This is a genomic window from Actinopolymorpha singaporensis, from assembly GCF_900104745.1.
GTDB classification, from domain to species: domain Bacteria; phylum Actinomycetota; class Actinomycetes; order Propionibacteriales; family Actinopolymorphaceae; genus Actinopolymorpha; species Actinopolymorpha singaporensis.
In genome coordinates, this window is the sequence record NZ_LT629732.1 from 1,038,237 (window position 1) to 1,058,114 (window position 19,878).

Sequence of the window (19,878 nt, forward strand, 5' to 3'; positions counted from 1 at the left end):
CACACCGTGACCGTGGTCGTAGTCCACGTCGGCCGCGCCGGTTGACTACCAACAGGCGCCACGTCGGCCGGGCAGTGAACTAGCAGCGGGCAAGGCCGACGTATTGGACGGGGACGCCGGCGATCGGTCCTGACGCAGGCCGGAGACCACGATCGCGGCACAGGCCTGTTGGCGTTGCCCTGCCGCCACTACTACCCTCACCGCGTGCGCTGGCGGCTGGTGGTGCCCGCGGTGGCGAGGACGGCCCTCATGGCGGGTTGTTCGGTGGTCGACAACGGGCTGGCGGTACGGACGGGGATCGAGGACGTGCGCCGCACTCCCTCACAGACCGGACGGACGAGCGGCAGCTCGCCGCGATCGATCGAGGAGAGAGACCAGATGCTGGGGCAGATGTCGGACCACCCGCTGACACTCATCCACGCGTTCAACCGCGCCGAGCGGCTGTTCGCCGAGAAGACGATCACGACGCTGACGGCGACCGGGCGGGAGCGGCAGACCTACGGCGAGTGGGCGCGGCGGACGCGCCGGCTCGGCGGGGCGCTCGACGCGCTCGGCGTCGCGCCCGACGCGCGCGTCGGCACGTTCGCGTGGAACAGCGCGCGCCACCTGGAGCTGTACTTCGCGGTCCCGTGCAGCGGGCGCGTGCTGCACACACTGAACATCCGCCTGTTCCCCAAGCAGGTGACCTTCATCGTCAACCACGCCGAGGACGAGGTCGTATTCGTCGACCGCTCGCTGGCCGCGACGCTGCTGCCGCTGATCGCGGACGCGCCGGCGGTGCGCCACGTTGTAGTGATGGACGACGGCGCCGGCGAGGTGCCGGCCGACGATCGCATCATCGACTACGAGGCGCTGATCGGCGCGTCCCCGGCCATCGACTTCCACGTCGACGACGAGAACCAGGCCGCGGCCATGTGCTACACGAGCGGGACGACCGGCCACCCCAAAGGGGTTGTCTACTCGCACCGCTCGACGGTGCTGCACTCGCTCGGCGTGATGCTGGCCGACACACTCGGCGTCAGCGAGCGGGACACGATCCTGCCGATCGTCCCGATGTTCCACGCCAACGCCTGGGGCCTGCCGTACGCGGCCGCGATGGCCGGCAGCGCGCTCGCGTTCCCTGGGCCACAGATGAGCCCGTCGGCGATCGCCGAACTGATCGAGCGCGAGCGCGTCACCTTGGCCGCCGGCGTGCCGACGATCTGGACGGCCGCGCTCGACGAGCTGCACGGCCGCGACCTGTCCGCGCTGCGGGCCGTCGTCTGCGGTGGGTCGGCCGTGCCGCAGGCGCTGTCGGAGGCATACGAACGGCGGCTCGGCCTGCCGATCCTGCAGGCGTGGGGCATGACCGAGACGAGCCCGGTCGGCTCCGTGTGCACGATCAAGAGCACGCTTGCCGACCTGCCCGCGGACGAGCTGGCGCGCCTGCGGGCAAGCCAGGGCGTGCCCATGCCGCTGGTGGAGGCGCGGATCGTTGAGCCCGGGACGACCCACGAGGTGGCGTGGAACGGCAGCGACCACGGCGAGTTGGAGGTCGTCGGGCCGTGGGTCGCGGCCTCCTACTACGGCGCCGAAGGCGACCGTGGAGCGTCGTTCACCAAGGACGGCTGGCTGCGGACCGGCGACGTCGCCACGATCTCGCCCGACGGATACATCCGGCTCGTCGACCGCACCAAGGACCTCGTGAAGTCCGGCGGGGAGTGGATCTCCTCCGTCGAGCTGGAGAACGCGATCATGGCCCACCCCGCGGTGCTGGAGGCGGCGGTGATCGCAGTGCCCGACGAGCGGTGGGGCGAGCGCCCACTGGCCTGCGTGGTCCGCGCGGACGACCATGCGCTGACCGCGGACGACCTCCGCGCGTTCCTGTCGTCGCGCGTCGCACGCTGGTGGATCCCCGAGCGGGTCGAGTTCATCGACGAGGTCCCCAAGACCTCGGTCGGGAAGTTCTCCAAGAAGACGCTGCGGGAGCGGTTCGGGGCGGGCTAAAGCCCGCGGTGCTCGCCGTCGGCGGCGGCAAACTCATTTTCAGACCACACCCGGATGCTCGCAGGCTACGTCGCCGTCCACGTCGTGTGGTGGTCTCTCACCCTCACCGACTCCACTTCAGGGTGCCCAAGGCCCTGGAAGTCGCGCAGGCGCTCACGTTCCCGCTCATTCCCATCGTCATCGCGTGGATGGTCGCCCTAAGGATCGTCAGCCGTTGCAGCTTGGCCTGGTGGAAGTCGTTGACGGTGAGGTCACGGCGCGCCGCTGCTGCTGGTTCCGGGTGCTCGGCCACCCGTGGGACACGATCAGCTGGTCCCACACCCTCCACGACAAACACGGGGGAAAGCTGGACCGCGCGACCTACGAGCGTGCACCGTTCATTGTCGTGGCCATCCATCGCTGCCGTAATCGCCGGCCGCCCGGTGTTCATCTACAACGCCGGGACGGACATGACGTACCTGCGCGCCGCGTTTGATGCCCACGGGGCGCCTTGGCCACGGCTGGACTACGCGTGCGCGTACAACGTCGCGCAGACGGTGAGGGGTCCGGGGAAGCCCGGGTACCTGGGCGGCTATCGCCTCCACTACGTGTACGAGCGGGTGGTCCCTGACCGCTCACCGGCGTTCGAAGCGAGTTGGGGCCAAATCGGCCACGACCCGGTTGAGGACGCCGAAGCGACCGCTCGGATCGTCCTCGCCGCCTCCGAGCGTGTCGGCGCCAACTCCGTTGCCGAACTGCTGGACGAGGCCTACTGCCCACTGCTGCGGATGGAACCCGACAGCTGCGAAACCGCGACCACGGGGACACGTACGCGCAGGCCACGGCCGCCTCTCCCGCCGGCGAAGATTTGGGAACGCAACTGCGCGACCCGGCGGGCGTATCTGGAGATCCGCCGGTACTGGCGGGGCGACCCAGCGGTCCTTGATGCCCACAATTACCCGAAGCTCGGTACCCCGCCGGTAGAGCTACAGGCCTACGTGCGGCGGCGGAGGCGGTGGTAGGGCCAACTAGATCCGTTTTCGTCCCGGCGTCACGTGGGAAGGGAGCGCGCATGAGATTGTCGATGCGAGCCAAAGTGATCGCCCTGGCCGTGCTGGTCGTCCTCGGCGCCGGGGCCGTCGTGGCGTTCCGGACGGTGGGGTCCAGCCAGGACCAGTGCGACAAGCCGCTCAGCGAACGCGTGGGCGGGTGGACCTGCTACAGCCCTGACCCGTACGGTGAGGTCGGCGTGTCGCGGTAGCCCAGGACCGTGCAGCGGGTATCGACCGCCTCCCGTCCCCAGGCGGGTCGGCGGCGCGCAACTCAGCCACCGCTTCACGAATCAGCGAGACAGCACGGACTCAAGATCAAAACGCACACCGGGCGAGCTCACATCGGGTAACAAGACGCAGCCGGCCGGCAGGAGTCAACGGGGCGCTAGCGTGGCACACGAGGGGTAGATCCCTTTCGCCCCTCCCTCACGCCCCGGCCACCGTCATGGCGCCAGCATGCACGGCTGACGCTACGTCAAGGTCAAGCCTGGGGATACCGGCACGCGAATGCGCCGCCACAACACGCATCAGGTGGCGGACACCTGCCGCGCATCAGCCGACGAAGACACCGCCACCATCCGACGCAAGCTGATCACCGTCCGCCGGGCGTCGAGCTTGTCGAGGGCGATCTGTCCGATCTGGCGGCGGTGCCGGGGCTCGCTGGCCGGCTGTTCGACCGGATCCTGTTCCTGCAGTCCTTCGGGTACGCCGCGGGCCCGGTCCGGGCGTTGCAGACCGCGCGCGAGATGTTGGCCGAGGACGGCTTCATCCTGCTCACCCGGACCCAGCCGATCCGGTACGCGATGGAACGAGCGGAGCAGAACCTGTGGATCGAAGCCGCGGTCGAGCCGCAGATGCCTGCCGAAGCCGCCGAGCGCTATTCCCAGCATCAGGTTCCCGATGAACAGGCTCGCGATCAAGGCCCACACCAGAGTTGATTCACGCTGGAACAACAACGGACCCGGCTGGTGCGATGGTGCCGGGTCGGACGACCAGGCGCAACGGTTCGAGGCTTGGATCGACGCCGCCTACCCACGCTGACGGCACACGGTCACCGAACTGCGGGCGGCGCGGCACGTCCACCTCGGCGGTCACCCGGAGGTGAGCGGGACGCTGGCCTCGGCCGTCAAGGCCAGGAACGCGAACGACTCCTCGAGATACAGCTGGACAGTGTCCGCGTCGTGGGACAGATACCCGATCGACACCTCCTGCCCCAGGTGCAGCTCGAAGTCACCACCGCGCGTCGACACCAACAGGCCACCCTCGAGGGCAGGCGCCCACACGATCTGCCCGTCCCCGAGCAACCGTGCCAGATGGTCGAGGATCGGGTAGCCGTGGTCGGTGGTCTCCGCTACCGATGTGTATGCCTCGGCCGACAGCAGCAAGCTGTACGGCCCGGCGACACCCGCCAGCCGTAACGCGCTGATCGCCCGCGCCACAGCGTCCGGCGTCTCCGGCACATCCGCGGGCAACATCTGTGCAGGATTGGAGCTCAACGGCGCGATACCCACGATCCCCGCCGCGTCCAACCCGGCCACGATCGCGCGGTCCTCCGCGTACGCGATCTGCTGCGCGGCGTCCTTCACGGGCTGCCAGTCGGAGTCCTTCGCACCGCGCTCGACGTCGTCCACGGCCTGTCGAGAGACCGTGAACGGAACGCGCAGTTCGATCGCAGGCTGTGCCAGCCTCCGGTGCACGACCACCCCGGCGGGCAGCCCGCCGCCCGGTGCATCGACGGCCCGGACGTGCCCAGTGCCAACCGCCGCCAGCGCCGGCCCGGTCGGGCCGACCACGTCCACGACCCGGCGGCCCGCGACGTTCCGAATGAACGTTCGTCGTGCCTCGGCCTCGATGGCGGCCCACGCGGCGTCGGAGATCGGTGCGAGTTCGCGGTGCAGATTCTTCATGAGCTGGCACTCCCTTTCAGGCTGCCGACGTCCAATGAGCCATCCACGCCTGCCGGCGTACCGTCGGCGGCGGCGAGGTGGGGCGGGTCGGATTCGGGCGGGTCGGAGAGGAAATCCGCGGTGGGCACGAAGAACAGGTTTCCGGTCACAGCCACCGAGAAGTCCAGGATCCGGTCGTAGTTGCCGGCAGGGTTCCCGATGAACATGTTCCTCAGCATCTGCTCGATCACCTCGGGCGTGGAGGCGTACCCGATGAAATAGGTGCCGAACTCCCCGGCACCGAGCGAACCGAACGGCATGTTGTCGCGGACGATCTTCCGCTCTGTCCCGTCCGGGTCTGTGATCGTGTTCGCAGCCACATGCGAGTTGGACGGTTTCACCTCGTCCGGAAGTTCGATATCGCTCAGCTTGTGGCGGCCGATCACCCGCTCCTGCTCCTCCACCGGCAGCGCGTCCCAGGCGGTCAGGTCGTGGAGGTACTTCTGCACGATGACGTAGCTGCTCCCCGCGAACCGCGGATCCTCCTGCCCGACCTGCACCGCGTCCACCGCGTCCGCGCCACCCGGGTTCTCCGTTCCGTCGACGAAACCCAGCAGGTCGCGTTCGTCGAAATACCGGAAACCGTGCACCTCGTCGACGACCTCGACCCGTCCGGCCAGCCTGATCATCAGCTGCCGGGCGAGCTCGAAACACAGATCCATCCGCCGCGCGCGCACGTGGAACAGCAGGTCACCAGGAGTCGACACCGCCGCGTGCTTGCTCCCGCTCAGCGCCCGGAAGGTATGCAGGCCCTTCGGCCGGGGCAGGACGTACAACCGATCCCACGCGTCCGCGCCGATACCCACCACACAGCTCAGGCCGTCCTCCGGCTGCCGGAACCCGACCGCCCGGACCAACCCGGCGACGTCGGCGAACAGATCGAGCACCTCAGCCTCGGCACCCGGGCACACCGTCACGACCAGGAAGATCGCCGCCCTCGCCGGCGGCTGCAGGACGTCCTGTGGCGTGCCCTGGGTTGTGCACTGCAAACTCATCGACCCTCGTCTCATTCAATTGGCCCGACGCCGGCCGGTCTGGTGCGCCGGTGTCAGGCCCAGCGAGAAATCCGGGCGCGCCGTTGCCGCGACGATCGAGCGCAGGTTCTGCTCGACCGAGCGGTGCAGGTCATCCAACGGGACCAACCGACCGCTGCGATAGAGCTCGATCCGATCGAGAATCGCGCCGTACGCGTCATCGATCAGCAAGGGCAGCCGCGCCCGCGCCCACTCCGTCAACTCGCCCCGCCCCGCCCGGCTCATGCACACCGACCTCCGGAAAGGGCCACCAGTCCCCCGCCGTTCCCACCGACCCACTCGACAACAACCACAGGATGCCCGGCCCGAAGCAGATTGGTACCGGCATTCCGGCCCTCCCAGCGAGCCCAGTGCCGCTGCCGCGACTCCCATAATGGTCGGCCAGGATGGGTTCCGGATCCGTTCGGGTGTGATCAGCGATGAGCTGTGGGCCGTGATCGAGCCGGTTCTCCCTTGTGGGGTTGGACGTCGCGACCGTCCGGGTAATGACCACCGTCTAATGCTGGCGGGGATCTGCCAGCGGTTTCGTATCGGGTCGGCGTGGGATCTGCCAGAGTTCGCCGCCTGCCATTACCTACGTTTCGGGGGAACGATCCGAAGCGGATGCTCGGCCCCGGCCTTGTCGAGATGCTCGATCACTTGGCCGAGCTGGCGACACGTCCGCTCGGTCTCGAGTTGTGCACCGAACGTGTATCCCAGAAGAGCGTTTCCGCAGGTCAGAACGGCTAAGAGGCAGGTCAGGCGGAGGGCATGGATTCGAACCCATGACCGAGAGGGGTCCCTCGGTAGCGGTTTCAGGCAATCTCCAACGCCCCTTGCGACCAGCGCGTTCACCGCACCGGCCACCACTTCGCCGCGTATCCGCCGCGCCATGATCCGAGCAAGCGACCGCCAACCGCTCCCTGCCGCACCGATGGCGTACGCCCGCCGGCACCTACCCTCGCTGGCTCGGACGTCTGTGCAGACGGTGCCAGCCACAGATGCCGACACGGCAGCGGTCGGCACCGTCATCAAGTGTCATGTAGTGCACTGACCGGCCTGCAGCCCCGGTCTTCGAGCGCTTCCTCTCCCGTCGACGCCACCGTCGTGCGGGTCGCGGAGGGATGCAAACGGAAGCAGAGCGACGACGCATCGAGTGCCCCACTTCTCTTCTACCCCTGCAGGGAGGTACCAGGTCGAGTTGATGCTCCCAAAGTTCTGCAATTCCCCAGACGCGTTGATCTGCCGGGTGTGATCATGATGCCGCGCTGGCCAGCGAGCGTGTCTCTTCCTCGTCAATCAGCTTGGACGGGGGCCGTCTTCCTTACGTTGAGGAGAATGTTCATGCCAACCTTTCCCATCAGCCACACCGCCAGTTGGAGCGACCCGGCTGGTCGTGGCTTCCACATCAGCGCTACGGGTCACATCTCGGCGCAGGGGCAGCTGTACCTGCAGGTACTCACCAACACCAACAGTTGGGGCTTGGGTTTCACCAGCGGCACCTCGGCCCTGGCGATGGCCGGCGACGGCACCGTGGTGTGGGCCTCGGGTATCCGCACCGCCGGGGTCGACGCCAAGTCGGTGTTCTGGGGCCGCTCGAGCCGCACAGACACCTACTACAACGAGTGGATTCCCGGCGACAAGCTCGCCCAGGTGGAGTCCCTGCAGTTCCTGCTGGGCCACGACCCGCATGACCGCTGGGCCGAGGACTGGGCGAAACTGACCGCCGGTCTCGCTGTCGCCGCCAAGAGCGTCGTCGAGATCATCACCGACATCAGCACCGTCATCAAGGATGTCAAGGTCAGCTAGCAACCGAGGTCGACCACCCGCGCCGACCGCAGGTGTCCTCGAACTCGTACACCTCAACGGTGTCGTACCAGGCGTGGTAATGGGCGGTAGAAGCAGGAGGCCCTTGCGTGCGGAGAAGAATCGGACCTGCCGAAGGTTCGACTTTGCCAGCACGCAAGGGCATTTCCCGGGGGCTTGCCGATGCGTGTCTAATACGCCGCCGCCCGGCGGTAGGTGGCTATGGGAATCCAACTGTATGAGGTGTACACCGCCTGCTGCATCGATGCTGCGAGCGGCGACATGGCTGATGCCTTGACATGGAGGGGGTTGGGACATGGGTGACGAGAGCACAGCTGCATCGGATCTGGGCCTTACGGCAGAACAGGTGGCCGATCAGACGGCCCGGTTGATAGGGCCTGATGCGGAGCTGGAGCAGCCGTCGCAGGACCAGGATGCTGCGATCGACGGCGACGAGCCGGACCAGGACCACAACGCTCCGGCGCCTGGGCTGCACCGGGAGAAGCCAGCGGTGAGAGCTCGTGTCGGTGAGGTCGTGGACCTTGCCCGCAGGCAGTTGGGGATCGGGGAGGATCCCCCCGGGAGCAACCGCAACAAGTTCACCTCGTGGTACGGCACACCGACGGCATGGTGCGCGATCTTCGTGCGGTGGAACTTCGTCAACCCCGAGGGGTTCCCGTCGGGGTGGTCCGACTCCGAGCTGAACCCGAACTCGGCGTACTGCCCCGCAGTCGCGAAGTGGTATCAGCAGCAGCGCCAGTGGATCAGGATCGGACACGGTGCTCCCCGACCCGGTGACCAGGTCTTCTTCGACTGGACACGTGGACGCTCCGGCAGTGGCTACAACCACACAGGGCTGGTCGAGGCCGTCCACGCCGACGGCACTGTGACCACCATCGAGGGGAACTGGTCGGACGGCGTCCGGCGGGTCCGGCGTACGAGCTACTACATCGTCGGGTTCGGACGCCCCACCTACGATGACTCCACCCCTGTGCCTCCCGAGCCCACACACCCGGCCCGATACAAAGTGAAGATCGCGGGGCTTGAGTACGGCTACGGCGCGGCCGGCAGCCAGGTAGCCGAGCTCGGCAAAGCTCTGGTGGCCAAAGGCTTCGGCAAGCACTACACGAACGGGCCCGGCCCGCGGTGGACCGACGCCGACACCGAAAACTACAGCGACTTCCAGAAGTCCCTCGGCCTGTCCGGCCGCGATGCCGACGGCGTTCCAGGCCCCGACAGCCTCAAGAAGCTCCTCGGCCACCTACCCACCATCACACCGAAACGACCAGATCACATCGTCGACCTCGCCCAACTGGTCAGCGCCGCTGAGCAGGACCCCGCCCGCAAGCAGGGCGGCACCACTCCCGGATCAGCCGACGACGTACGACTCGTCGAAGACGCACTCCACCGCGAAGGCCTGCTCGCACAGACCTACGCCGGGGACGGCAGCTTCGGATCGACCACCGTGCAGGCCTACCGCAAATGGCAGCTCCGCTGCGGTTACAGCGGCAAAGACGCCGACGGAATCCCCGGCAAGGACTCCCTCACACGCCTCGGCAAGAAATACGGCTTCACCGTTAAGTAGCAACCTGACGGCGCCCGGCATCGTTCGGTCTCACTGAGCAGAGCGCACGTAACAGCCCGCTTGCGCAGGGGCTCGCGACGGTGACGAACGACTGCCCCACTACCGCCGCACGCTCACGTATACCGGCTGACTAACTCGTCGCCTCGTCGCCAGGCTGTGGGCGCACCGGTAGGCGACCACTGAGCCATTCGGCCTCAAACCGACCGAGCCAGATGTACGCCCAGTGGATGAGCCAGCTGAGAGTGGCCACCTGCTCCATCAGCGTTGCCTCGGTCTCACCGACATGCGCGACGCCGCTCGTGCGGTTGCCCTGGCCATTGGAACTCTTCCGGGGATAGCGAGTACCCCAAAGAGTGTCCTCCACCTGGAGCCACACCGAGTGAGCGACGCCGTGCCGGAACTCCAGCGCTGTGGTCACTTCGCTCAAATATTCGTCAAACTCGTCACGGCGATGATCGGGGACTCCTGCGTCGGGCTTCTGCATTTCTGCAGCCATCAATGTCCCGGGCCTGCTCGCCCAGGTCTTGACGAACGCCCGACGCTCGTCCTCTTCTGTCGTCCCGTCCGGCGGTCCGAGCGTAAGGGTGGTATACACCTCCGCCAGCGCCCGTTCGAGTTCGGCCGCCTTCACGACAACACGACCAATATATTCATACAAAATGTTGGGGAGATCGTTGCTCACGCCAGGAATCTACTCGCCCTAAGACACGTGCCGCGCCATCGCACGGTTTGACGGTCGGCGAGCAATCAACATCGGGCCATGCGAGAGCGTCGAGCCGCGACGGGAGGTTGCGGGGGGTGCGGACGACGCTGACCTGCACAAAAGTACTTGCTTGGCGGTGGCGGACGAGGGCTCGACGTCCGCCCCGGTGACCCCCAGCGCCCCGTTTTGGCCACAACACGGGCCTCCACCTCCCCTGGGTCGGAGCCATGCGAGAGCCATCCGGGGACTTCGTTGCCGCTGTTAGGCACGGGCCGGTTCCGAACCCTCACGAGCCGCCGACACGCTGGATCGCTGAGAGCCCGGACCGACGCGAGGACCCGACGGAGTCCCGGTCCGCAGCTCCGCTCCGAGGGTTGTCTCGAGCCCGACCCGATGATTCACCGAGAGGTGACTGACCTACGGAGACGGGGGAAAGCACCGAAGATCACGGCTATGAACCAACGGGCCGGATACCTCGACGCTCGGCCCGTAGGAGCGGCTCGGTCATGTCCCGCCACGAACCATGGACGACGTCCTCGAACCTTCCACCGGCTGCGGTGTGCTGAAGTTGCGACCCCCGTACAGGACCCTGGTCGTTTGAGAGTCGCACGACGCCGTCCTACGCACCGGTGCACGACTCACCTGGACTCCCCGAGTTCCATGCCATCGACAGTATGGGGATCCGCGTGGTCCCTTCGTCCTTCGAGCGTCTACCACCGTGCGGGCGAGTACTGGCGACTGCCTGCGAGAGGCCGAACCCAGATCGATAGCTGACGACTGCGACGGCGAAACGTCGCCGTGTATTCGCCGCAGGCAGTCGCAGACGCCCGCCTGTCGGTGCCCGCACCTACTACGACCGCCGACGGGCCGCCGGCGACAGCCACGAGACAGCGGTCAGACGGCTGGCCAACAAGCTGATCGGGCAACTCCACCACTGCGGGCCCACCGCTAGCTCTACTGCGAAGACCTCCCCTGGCCACCGGTAGAGGAGACCGCGGCCTGAACCGACCAACCTCTCCTCTCCGGACCGGGACAGCCGGGCTCCCGCGGGTCGCAGCACAAGTCCAGGCGCCCGGGCCGGTGGTCACCACGCATGTGCGTGCGCACTGCTCGGGGCTGCCGACGGCGCAAGCGTGGACCGGGCAGGATGGGTGGATCACCGCACCGACCGAGGCCGCGGCCAGGGAATGAACGGTTCACCGAGTTCGCCGGCAAGTGGGGCGGGCAATAACCGGCGATCACCAGGTTGTGGGAGAACGCGTGGGCCGAGTTCGTGCCGTTCCTGGACTACGACGTGGAGATCCGCCGCGTCATCTGCTCCACCAACGCCATCGAGTCCCTCAACGCCCGCTACCGGCGGGCGGTCAAGGCCCGCGGGCACTTCGCAACGACCAGGCCGCCCGGATCCACCGTTCATCGGACACACCCTCAGCCGCGCTGTCCTGCACGGACATTATCTGGTAGGCGTGACATGCAGCGCGGACTCGGCATGCTCGGCATGTCTCAGGTGCGTCTGCAGGATTGGCAAGTAGCGAGCAGCATAAGCCTTCACCGCTGGGTTACTGCCTGCGCTCTCTTCCTTCCTGAATACGGCGATGGCTGTCTGGTGGCCCCTGGCGGAGGCCGTGACGAAAGCGGCATCCTTGCTCCTGCCCTTCTGGGCCTCCACCCGAGCCACCATGGATTCGAGCTGCATGCCGGGCGTCGTCGGCAGGGCCACACGCAGGCGCGAGGCGAGTGCCCGCAGGTTGGCTTGCGCTGCTGTGTGGTCACGGACGTAGTGGGCGGCGAGGTTCTTCGCTGTCATGGTGGTGGCGTGTGCCTCCATGTACCTGCCGAGCGAGATCTCGGTCAGGTTGATCTGCGACGCCTGGTCCATGAACATGTGATCGTGGCTGGATACCGGCTGAGCAGTCCGACTGGTGACCAAGCTGACGTTAGCGGCCCTGGTGCTGGTATCGGCCGCTGCTGTCCCAGCAGTCGCCGCTATGCCCCAGCCCGCTATGGCCAAGCCGACGGCCAGCCCGGCGCGTGTTGCCATCTTTTGCAGGGTCATGGAAGCCTCCCCTCCTCCTGTAGCTGTCAGCCCACTCCCCGCTAGCCTTCAATGTGACGACAACGCAACGTAACCGTCGCTTTTTGCACTTTGACGCCTCTTCCACCTGAAGGCAGAAGATTGATTGCAACCCGGCAATGAAAGCCGTTGTGATCGCGGGTTCCATTCTGTTCTCTTCTGGCCCGTGGGTCGCGTCGATTGCCGGCTAGGTTAGCCCGCTCGGCCAGGCCGACGTATCCCCCGATGGTCCGACCTGCGCACCAGCCCTTTGGACTTCAATCTGCGAACTAGCGGAACCCTCGAATCAGGTGAGTGTCGCGATTTCTCAGCGCCGCGAGATCGGAGCTGTACGGGGCGCGGCAGCCTCGATCCGCACCTGCAGGTCCGCGGTCGAACCGCGTCCGATCGAGCGGTGGCCGGCCAAACCCGCCAGCCCGCTCAGCGTTGTCGGCCGCAGAGCGCATCGCACGCCCAGAAGCACCCACGCGAGTGCGACGCCGTACCCCCATGCCGGCATGTCCAGCTCGCGGAGAACGAAGACTGCGAAGACCGTAGACACAATGCTGTTCGCAAGGAACCACGTGTGCACGGAGATCGCCGGAGGGCGGAGTGTCCGATGCTGATACGTGTACCGCATCCCGTCCGCGATGTCGTGGCCGGTATGGCGGCCGTGAGGACGAGGCTCTGGTCTCGGCTCGTCCACCCTGATTCGAGACTGCAGGACAGCCGCAATCGCGTTGATAGCGCCTTCGAATACAAACAGGATCGGCGCGCCCACCAGGTTGAGCAGTGCGCCACCCAGTGCGGGTCCGACCGTGCGCGCAACCGTTTCACTTTGACCGAGCCGAGCGTTCGCCATCACGAGCGAGTTCCTCGGAACGATGCGTGGAAGGAACGGCTGAGCGGCCGAGTCCCCGAACAATGTAAGGACACCGAGCACCAGGACGACGGTCGCGAGCGACCAGAAGTCGAGTGCATCGGTAAGCAACAGCACCGGCACCGAAGCCAAAGCCACCGCGCGGACCACGCTGGTGATCATCAATGCCCGCTGCCGACGCCACCGATCCATCAGTGCACCGATGATCAACCCGAGGAACAGGTACGGGACGACGCCCCGACCACGGCCTGATGCGTCCTACTGGGCAGGATGTCGAGATGGAGGTACTTACCAGCCGGCTGATACTGCGACCGACCGACCTGATGCGCAGCCAGCGGTTCTACCGGGACGTGCTCGGCCTGGCGATCTACCGGGAGTTCGGACCGCCGGACCGTCCAGGAATCGTGTTCTTTCTCGGTACAGCGCTTCTGGAGGTGTCCGGCATGTCGACCGCTCCTCCGCCGGCGAACCTCGCGATCTGGCTGCAGGTTCGCGACGTGGCCGCCGAACACGCCCGCCTGGCCAAGGCCGGGGTCGACGTAGTGGCGCCTCCACGGCGTGAGCCCTGGGGCCTGATCGAGATGACGATCCAGGACCCAGACGGCACGCGGCTCATCCTCGTCCAAGTCCCCGACGACCATCCGCTGCGCCGCGACCAGCGCTGACTCACAGAAGGTTGTGAGTTCGACTTCCCTCGGCCGCGCACATGTGAAAGGCCCACCACCAGGGGGAACCTGGAGTTCGCCCGCCTGTTCTCCGAGCCCTGATACGGCCTCAGGTCGTGGATTCGACTCGGATCGGGTGGGACAGCACCGGGTGGTAGCAGTAGCCCAGGTCATTCGATGGGACGGTGTCGGGCTGGGTATGGCCCTGGTCGTCGGTGGCGCGTACCCGGATGGTGTGATCGCCGGGTTCGGGATCCCAGCTGAACTGCCAGCGTACCCGCGCGCCCGGTATCTCCGGCGGAGCCAGGGACGCCTCCTGCCAGGAACCCTCGTCGATGCGGTATTCGACTGCCGTGACCTGGATCTCTCCCGCGAACGCACGCCCCCGGACGACTTGCGGTACCGGCCGCAGCCGTGCCGGCCAGGACAGTTCTGTGGAGCGAGGAACAAACGCTGCCGCATCAAATGACTGCTGATGCGGCAAACGGCGACTATGATCATTTTGGGAACCCGCGATTGTCATGCCCGGTGCTCGTGCTCTTACCGGAGCAGACAGAGCCGCCCGTCATCCGACAGTTGATCGGTAATGACTTTTCCCAAACGTCTTCAGGGGCGACCACAGGTCGCCGCACGCCCGCCTGACGGCGCCGGCTCTCGCTCCGCGCCTTCGGCGCCCGGCCGGCTGGCCCAACTGGGCGCGACAAGAGGGCCGCCAGAACACTGGCGACCCTCATCACGTCCCGCCCAACGGGACCACGTGCGTGGTTGGTGCCGGGCGATATGCCGAGCCCACTGTGACGGACGTCGATTACTGCGGGCTCATCGCCAGCGTGTCTGCGAAGTCAGGTGGTGCTCAGGACGCACGTGTGGCTTCGCTGTAAGCGTGCGTTCTCGCCCACTGCCGGTGGTTCCGTCGGCTTGCCTCGGTGGTGCCGCCCCACACCCCGTAGGGTTCCGGCAGGTTGATCGCATGCGCTTCACACTGGGAGCGGACCGGACAGCGCGCACACACCGCTGTGGCCGCTGCCTCTCTGGCGGCACGTTCTGCTGCGCTTTCCGACTCGCGTCCGTAGAACAGGTGGGACGGCACGTCGGCGCAGGCTGCGTATTCGTGCCAACGGGTCCACGCCTTCGGCGGTCGGGAAGTGTTGCTCCGTCCGCCAAGGATCGCTCTTCGGCGCTTGGGCATCGTGGTGTCTCCTCGCCTCAGGTCACATCGGGTCAACGCAACAGCGACGCGCTGTACGACGTGTGCAGTGGATGGGATGACGTACTGCTACGTGTGATGACGTACTGCTATGTGTGGTTGCCTTGGCCGGTGGGTTCCGACAAGCCGCGTCTGGGCTGGTGGGGCTGGCAGCCGAGAGCGGCCGAGTCGACTGCCCGGTCAGGGTTTGCCACGGGGGTCCCGTGGCGGGAACTGCAAGTGCGGGTCGCGGCCGGATCAGGGCATCAGCGGATGGCCTGGGCGGGTCATGTGGAGTACCCGGTTGTCGCCGCTCGCGGGTGCCGCCACCCTCATGTCCACTCCCAGCTGACCGGCCCGCTGGTACGCGGCAGCCAGGCACCGGACCCCTAGCGGGCCGACGAAGCGTGCCTGGTTCAGTTGCAGAAGTAGCACCGGTGGCCGGCTCAGCAGCAGCCACTGCAGCCGGCGCTTCAACTCCCACGCGTTGTGGTCGGTGACGGCCCCGGCAACGGAGGCCACGGTGTGGCCTCGGGTGTCTGCGCTCCACGTCACGTCAAGTGTCGAAGCGATCTCCGGCCGTGGACCTGCCACCAACGCGCCGCCCCAGGGCGGTCGCGGGGACGCGCCTGTGTTCTGACCGCCGGGCTCGCAGCGAACGTTCTGGCTGGGAAAGGACCTGTCCAACGGGCCTACGTCGGCAGGCAAGAAGGCGTGTCCAGTCATAGCTAGCCTCACAGAGGACAATCGGCGACGACCCCCGTGGCTGTCGACCGGGACCGTACCCGCACTGATCAAGGCCAAACGTTGCGGCCGGATCCGGACTGCAGATCGGCGGTGCACCACCGGGGTTCCGGTGGCGGAAGTGAGTGGCTATGGGGTCCCGGCGGTCGCACTGGTCAATTGCGTTGACCACAGATGTCGATGCGGATCAGATGTGTCCACCGCCGGTGGACTTGGACTTGGCCGGAGCGTGCGTAGCAGGTGGAGCCGAGGGACCGGATGCGTTCCTCGACGTCTTCCACGCAGATCCCGCCGACCAGGACCATCCAGGCTCGTTCACCGACCCTTGTGGGGTAGATGAACAGCAGCCACGGCAGCCTGCCGGACCGGTTGCGGAGCCCGTTCTCGGCCATGAAGGTGCGCAGCCGGTGCCGGGTCACGTCGACCCAGAACACCGCCACGAGGATCCTGCCCGAGTACGGCACCACCAGGGCGACGGCGACGGGTGCGACGATCACTGACCCGGCTGCCCAGGCGGGCAGGTTCATCCGGACCAGATACACGAACACCGTCGCCGTAGTGCCGGCCAGCGCCAGTTCCGGCAGCCACCGCCAAAACGCGAGAAGCAGCTGCGCACCCCACCGTTGGTGGATGCGGGGTTTGACGTTCTCCACCGCACGAGCCCGGTTACTGCGGCCACCTCGCTTACGCGGCATCGTCGCCACCTCCATGGATGTCGGAGGCGGTTGCTTTGGCGATGTCGTCGAGGGCGGCTTGGGCCTTGTAGAAGGTCTTGTGGACCTGGCCCGTCTTGAACGCGTTCTGACCGAAGATCGCGCACACCACTTCGGCGGCACGGTCCCGTTCGCCGGCGATCGTCGCCGTCATCGCGGTCGCATCTTTGAAGACGGCCTCGCCCTGGCGGCAGTCCATGTCCGCATCGAACTCGCGGGCATCGTTGAGAACCTGCTCCTGCACCTTCAGTTCCGCGGCCATCCAGTCGACCGCCTGGCGCAGGTGCTCATACACCGCCATCAGCCGGTAACCACGCAGCAGCATCTGCCGCAACGCCCAGCTCAAACCGGCGATGTCATCGAGGTCATCGATGTCGTCGTCTGACTCAGCCTCCGGCTCCTCGGCCGGCTCATCGGCGAGCCCGTTGGTGTTGGTTGTGAACTCGTGATCAGCGCCATTGGGCGCGTCAGCCGGAGTGTCCTGAGGGGTCATCGGGTCCCGGTACGGGTCCTCAGGCGACTGGTTGTAGGTAGCATCAGACATGCCACAGCCCTCCTCATCAGGGTGTGTGGAAGGCAGAGAGCCGGAAGGTTTCCAGGCCTTGTTCCGGCTCTCCGCCGTCTGTGGGGAGCGGCCCCTTCGGGGGCCGCTCTTCTACTTGTTGTGGATCGCGCCGCTCAGCGGCGCCACCTGCCCACGATTGGCAGGCTGCTCAACGGTTGGGCACTCGAACTCGAAGGGTGTCTCGGCGTTCACAGCTGTGACTGGGGGTTCAGGCCGCCTTGACCGCCTGCTTGGCCTCCAGCGCCTTCGCACGGAAGGCGACACCGTTCCGGCCGCCCGTCGCCCACGGGATGGCTTCCAGCTCGACCGGGGTAACGGACTGCCCCACGGCCACCTTCGGCGGTGCACCCGCCACAGTGATCGTGATGATGTCCGCCCCGGACTCAGGTTCGAGCGCCATCACCTGCACAACGAACAACAACTCACCGGTCCTCCGATCCGCCTTGTGCCGACCATCCTGATCAGTCTTCGGCTCCGCCGCCTTCGTCACCGTGAACGTGTGAACCGAGGTATCGACGATCAACTTCATGAGTGCACTCCCTTGACTGGGATCGATGGAAACGAGGCACCACTCCTCGTGCCGCTATGAGATCCCCACGCGGGCTTCTCGCACCACGAACGGGATGCATACGAGGCCGACGCATATGCGCGCGATACATACGGACGAGTGTCACGGAGCGCGTGCGTGCTCTCACTGTCGTAAGCTCAGTCGCGACCACAGGGGGTTTCCACGTGCGCGTACACCAGGCGAGAGCTCAGGGCACCGCAGACACGGAAGCGTGCCCGCCGACCCCTGCCTGACGAGTTCTGGCAGCAGGCAGAGATTCAGCATGCTGCCCGGAGCAGGCACTTCGGCTACCTGCTCAAGGCGTACAGGGAGCTGCAGAGTCCTCTCGTCCGCCAAAGTCAGTTGGCCGGATGGTTGGGGCTCAGTCAGGGGCAGGTCAGCCGGATCGAGCGAGGAAGCACCAATACGCACGACCTCGAGAAGCTCGCCAAATGGTCACGGCTCTTGCACATCCCACGATATGTCGTGTGGTTCGACCTGACGGCCCAGGTTGAGCACGCAACCGAGGAGGACGAGCCGGACGTGGACAGGCGACAGCTAATCAAGTCGGTCGGCGTCGGAGCGGTCCTGCTTGGCACCGAGGCCTCGGACGCCGCCGGACGCGTGCTTACTGCTAGCCCTTCGCGCGTCATCGGGAAGAAGGACATCGACTCCCTCAGGTACTGGACGCAGGCCTTCCGGCAGGCTGACAACCGGTTCGGTGGCGGCGAGAGTCTGCAGCAGGCCGTTGCCTTCATCAAGAACCGTGTTGCCCCCGTCCTGAACACTTCCCGCGGCTCGTCGAAGATCCGGTGTGACCTCTTCGCGGCCGTCGCAGAACTCTTCCAGCTGGCCGGCTGGATGTCCTACGACATCGGCGACCAAGCTGTCGGGCGTCGCTTCCTCCACCAAGCTCTCCAACTAGCGCGAGAAGCCGCAGACAGGGCCCTGGTCGCCGAAATGCTCTTGGGCATGAGCCATCAGGCAGCATTCTTCAACTCCCCAGACGAAGCTCTCGACCTCGCCATGGCTGCACGCCAGCTCGCGGAGTCGACAGGCATAGCCGCACTAGTCGCCGAGGCCGCAGCGATGGAAGCCCATGCGCATGCTCTGAGACAAGATGCCTCGGCATCCCACAGAGCGCTGGGACACGCCGAGGCGTACTTCTGCCGCATGCGATCGAACGACGCACCGACGTGGCTCGTCTACTTCGACCAGGCGTACCTGTCGGCGAAGTTCGCGCACACACTGAGAGAGCTCGGCCAGGCCTCCGACGCCGAGCAGTTCGCACGTCAGTCATTGCGGATGACCGAGGGGTACGACCGCGGCCGGGTGTTCAACACAGCCTTGCTGGCCGGCACCCTGGCGGACCAAGGCAAGGTCGATGAGGCTGTTGCGTACGCTAGCGATGCCCTGGACCTGACACCTAGTGTCCGCTCGACAAGGACGACGGCCTACATGACCGACGTGGCGGTTCGACTGTCTCCCTTCCGCCAGCAGCCGGCGGTGCGCGGGGTCTACAAGCAGATGACGGCTCAACGCATCCCGCTCCGCCGAGTGGCTTAGCCGGCCCGGGACAGCAAGACGTGGAGCAGCCCGATCTGAGCGGCCGCTCCGTCGATCTCACCGCGCTCCATCCGCTCTTTGACGGTTGACAGGTCCACCCAGTCGACCTTCGACGCCTCGTTGATATCCGGCGACTTGCCTGTGGGCTCCGCGCCCTCGGAGATGAAGAGCAGATTCTCGAAGTCGGCCGTACCCGAAAGCGGCTGGAAGCTCCCGAGCGGACGCATGTTGCGTGGCCGCCAACCGGTCTCTTCCTCCACTTCCCGCACCGCGCAGTCGAGCGGATCCTCATCCGGGTCGACGTAGCCACCCGGCAGCTCCCACGTCCATCGGTCAGGTACGAATCGATGACGCCAGATCATCAGGACGCGTTCGCCGGCGTCGTCCAGGACGATGGCGATAGAGGCCTTCGGCATACGCAGGACGTACTGCTCGAAGTGCACCCCATCGGGGAGCTCCACATGAGCGATGCTTAGCCGAAGTCTTCGAGTGTCGTCCACGAGCCTCTCCTCGTGGATCGTCCAACGCGCCACCTCGCCTGAGTCTCCTTGATCAGCAGCCACGCAGCAACGCTATCGGACGTCACAGAACCAACCTCTGCCGATCCAGCGGACCCGGCGACTCACCGTCAGCCAGACGCGCATCTGCGGGCGCCCCAGCGACGCGACAGAAGGAGGATCGCTACCTCGTCGCTTAGGTGCCCGACCTCCAACGAGCAGGAAGACGAGCGTCCAAGTTCGGCATCAGTTTGGAAATAGTGCACATCTCGGAATAGCCGTACTAAACTGTTCCTACGCATAGAAAGGTCCGGGGGGAAATGCGCAAGAAACGCAGGGCAACCCGCAACAGCGCTCGGCCAGCTCGCCGAAACAAGGGAAAGTCCACCGGC

General features: G+C 66.3%; 21 protein-coding genes and 1 pseudogene. 8 read left to right on the forward strand and 14 right to left on the reverse strand.

Features of this window, described 5'->3' with window-relative positions; all coding sequences use genetic code 11:
- Positions 1-204 precede the first annotated feature (204 nt).
- From BLU27_RS04770 to BLU27_RS28795, 3 genes are all read left to right on the forward strand, one after another.
- On the forward strand, positions 205-1,986 hold the full coding sequence (locus BLU27_RS04770; RefSeq protein ID WP_241827784.1) for a long-chain fatty acid--CoA ligase: 1,782 nt from the start codon (positions 205-207) through the stop codon (positions 1,984-1,986).
- Positions 1,987-2,408: 422 nt separating this feature from the next.
- The gene (locus BLU27_RS04780) at positions 2,409-2,987 is read left to right on the forward strand and encodes a 3'-5' exonuclease family protein (RefSeq protein WP_092650907.1); all 579 of its coding nucleotides are present in this window, start codon (positions 2,409-2,411) and stop codon (positions 2,985-2,987) included.
- Between the two features lie 50 nt (positions 2,988-3,037).
- A complete protein-coding gene (locus BLU27_RS28795; RefSeq protein ID WP_157728224.1) occupies positions 3,038-3,226 on the forward strand; it encodes a hypothetical protein in 189 nt (62 codons plus the stop codon).
- 318 nt (positions 3,227-3,544) lie between these two features.
- Here BLU27_RS28795 and BLU27_RS28800 read toward each other — a convergent pair whose 3' ends face one another.
- The 4 genes from BLU27_RS28800 to BLU27_RS04800 form a co-directional block, all read right to left on the reverse strand.
- Complete coding sequence (locus BLU27_RS28800; RefSeq protein WP_157728225.1) at positions 3,545-3,937, reverse strand: hypothetical protein; 393 nt, start codon at positions 3,935-3,937, stop codon at positions 3,545-3,547.
- A gap of 171 nt (positions 3,938-4,108) precedes the next feature.
- Positions 4,109-4,924, reverse strand: coding sequence for a family 1 encapsulin nanocompartment shell protein (locus tag BLU27_RS04790; RefSeq protein ID WP_092650909.1), 816 nt, complete (start codon positions 4,922-4,924; stop codon positions 4,109-4,111).
- Positions 4,921-5,958, reverse strand: a complete 1,038-nt coding sequence (locus BLU27_RS04795) for a Dyp-type peroxidase (protein ID WP_092650911.1) — start codon at positions 5,956-5,958, stop codon at positions 4,921-4,923. Before BLU27_RS04795 ends, BLU27_RS04790 begins: the two co-directional genes overlap by 4 nt.
- 15 nt (positions 5,959-5,973) lie before the next feature.
- On the reverse strand, positions 5,974-6,222 hold the full coding sequence (locus BLU27_RS04800; RefSeq protein WP_092650913.1) for an RsbRD N-terminal domain-containing protein: 249 nt from the start codon (positions 6,220-6,222) through the stop codon (positions 5,974-5,976).
- A gap of 1,098 nt (positions 6,223-7,320) precedes the next feature.
- On the opposite strand from BLU27_RS04800, the gene BLU27_RS04810 reads away from it, so the two are divergent.
- Both BLU27_RS04810 and BLU27_RS29760 read left to right on the forward strand, forming a co-directional pair.
- Positions 7,321-7,785 carry a hypothetical protein gene (locus BLU27_RS04810; RefSeq protein ID WP_157728227.1) on the forward strand — a complete coding sequence of 155 codons (465 nt, stop codon included), beginning with the start codon at positions 7,321-7,323 and terminating at the stop codon, positions 7,783-7,785.
- A gap of 364 nt (positions 7,786-8,149) precedes the next feature.
- On the forward strand, positions 8,150-9,367 hold the full coding sequence (locus tag BLU27_RS29760) for a peptidoglycan-binding protein (RefSeq protein ID WP_197681684.1): 1,218 nt from the start codon (positions 8,150-8,152) through the stop codon (positions 9,365-9,367).
- Between the two features lie 130 nt (positions 9,368-9,497).
- On the opposite strand, the gene BLU27_RS04820 is transcribed toward BLU27_RS29760, so the two are convergent.
- Complete coding sequence (locus tag BLU27_RS04820; protein WP_157728228.1) at positions 9,498-10,049, reverse strand: hypothetical protein; 552 nt, start codon at positions 10,047-10,049, stop codon at positions 9,498-9,500.
- A 1,255-nt stretch (positions 10,050-11,304) separates the two neighbouring features.
- On the opposite strand from BLU27_RS04820, the pseudogene BLU27_RS04825 reads away from it, so the two are divergent.
- Positions 11,305-11,460: pseudogene (locus tag BLU27_RS04825) on the forward strand (transposase); the annotation flags it as partial.
- A 63-nt stretch (positions 11,461-11,523) separates the two neighbouring features.
- On the opposite strand, the gene BLU27_RS04830 reads toward BLU27_RS04825, so the two are convergent.
- Entirely contained in the window at positions 11,524-12,126 is a 603-nt protein-coding gene (locus BLU27_RS04830; protein ID WP_092650924.1) for a DUF4142 domain-containing protein, read from the reverse strand.
- Between the two features lie 325 nt (positions 12,127-12,451).
- A complete protein-coding gene (locus BLU27_RS04835; RefSeq protein WP_277869302.1) occupies positions 12,452-13,225 on the reverse strand; it encodes an MFS transporter in 774 nt (257 codons plus the stop codon).
- Between the two features lie 56 nt (positions 13,226-13,281).
- Here BLU27_RS04835 and BLU27_RS04840 point away from each other — a divergent pair, with 56 nt between their 5' ends.
- Entirely contained in the window at positions 13,282-13,668 is a 387-nt protein-coding gene (locus BLU27_RS04840) for a VOC family protein (RefSeq protein WP_092650928.1), read from the forward strand.
- 109 nt (positions 13,669-13,777) lie between these two features.
- On the opposite strand, the gene BLU27_RS04845 is transcribed toward BLU27_RS04840, so the two are convergent.
- The 6 genes from BLU27_RS04845 to BLU27_RS04870 form a co-directional block, all read right to left on the reverse strand.
- The gene (locus tag BLU27_RS04845) at positions 13,778-14,152 is read right to left on the reverse strand and encodes a molybdopterin-binding protein (RefSeq protein ID WP_092650931.1); all 375 of its coding nucleotides are present in this window, start codon (positions 14,150-14,152) and stop codon (positions 13,778-13,780) included.
- Positions 14,153-14,521: 369 nt separating this feature from the next.
- Positions 14,522-14,857, reverse strand: coding sequence for a WhiB family transcriptional regulator (locus tag BLU27_RS04850; RefSeq protein WP_092650933.1), 336 nt, complete (start codon positions 14,855-14,857; stop codon positions 14,522-14,524).
- A 255-nt stretch (positions 14,858-15,112) separates the two neighbouring features.
- Entirely contained in the window at positions 15,113-15,409 is a 297-nt protein-coding gene (locus BLU27_RS04855) for an STAS domain-containing protein (RefSeq protein ID WP_157728229.1), read from the reverse strand.
- Between the two features lie 344 nt (positions 15,410-15,753).
- Positions 15,754-16,293, reverse strand: a complete 540-nt coding sequence (locus BLU27_RS04860; protein ID WP_157728230.1) for a hypothetical protein — start codon at positions 16,291-16,293, stop codon at positions 15,754-15,756.
- Entirely contained in the window at positions 16,283-16,855 is a 573-nt protein-coding gene (locus BLU27_RS04865) for a hypothetical protein (RefSeq protein WP_092650941.1), read from the reverse strand. Before BLU27_RS04865 ends, BLU27_RS04860 begins: the two co-directional genes overlap by 11 nt.
- A gap of 229 nt (positions 16,856-17,084) precedes the next feature.
- The gene (locus tag BLU27_RS04870) at positions 17,085-17,405 is read right to left on the reverse strand and encodes a hypothetical protein (RefSeq protein ID WP_092650943.1); all 321 of its coding nucleotides are present in this window, start codon (positions 17,403-17,405) and stop codon (positions 17,085-17,087) included.
- A 504-nt stretch (positions 17,406-17,909) separates the two neighbouring features.
- On the opposite strand from BLU27_RS04870, the gene BLU27_RS04875 reads away from it, so the two are divergent.
- Positions 17,910-18,989, forward strand: a complete 1,080-nt coding sequence (locus BLU27_RS04875) for an NsdA family TPR-like regulatory protein (RefSeq protein WP_092650945.1) — start codon at positions 17,910-17,912, stop codon at positions 18,987-18,989.
- On the opposite strand, the gene BLU27_RS04880 is transcribed toward BLU27_RS04875, so the two are convergent.
- Positions 18,986-19,450, reverse strand: a complete 465-nt coding sequence (locus BLU27_RS04880; protein ID WP_241827785.1) for an NUDIX hydrolase — start codon at positions 19,448-19,450, stop codon at positions 18,986-18,988. The genes BLU27_RS04875 and BLU27_RS04880 overlap by 4 nt on opposite strands.
- Between the last annotated feature and the right edge of the window lie 428 nt (positions 19,451-19,878).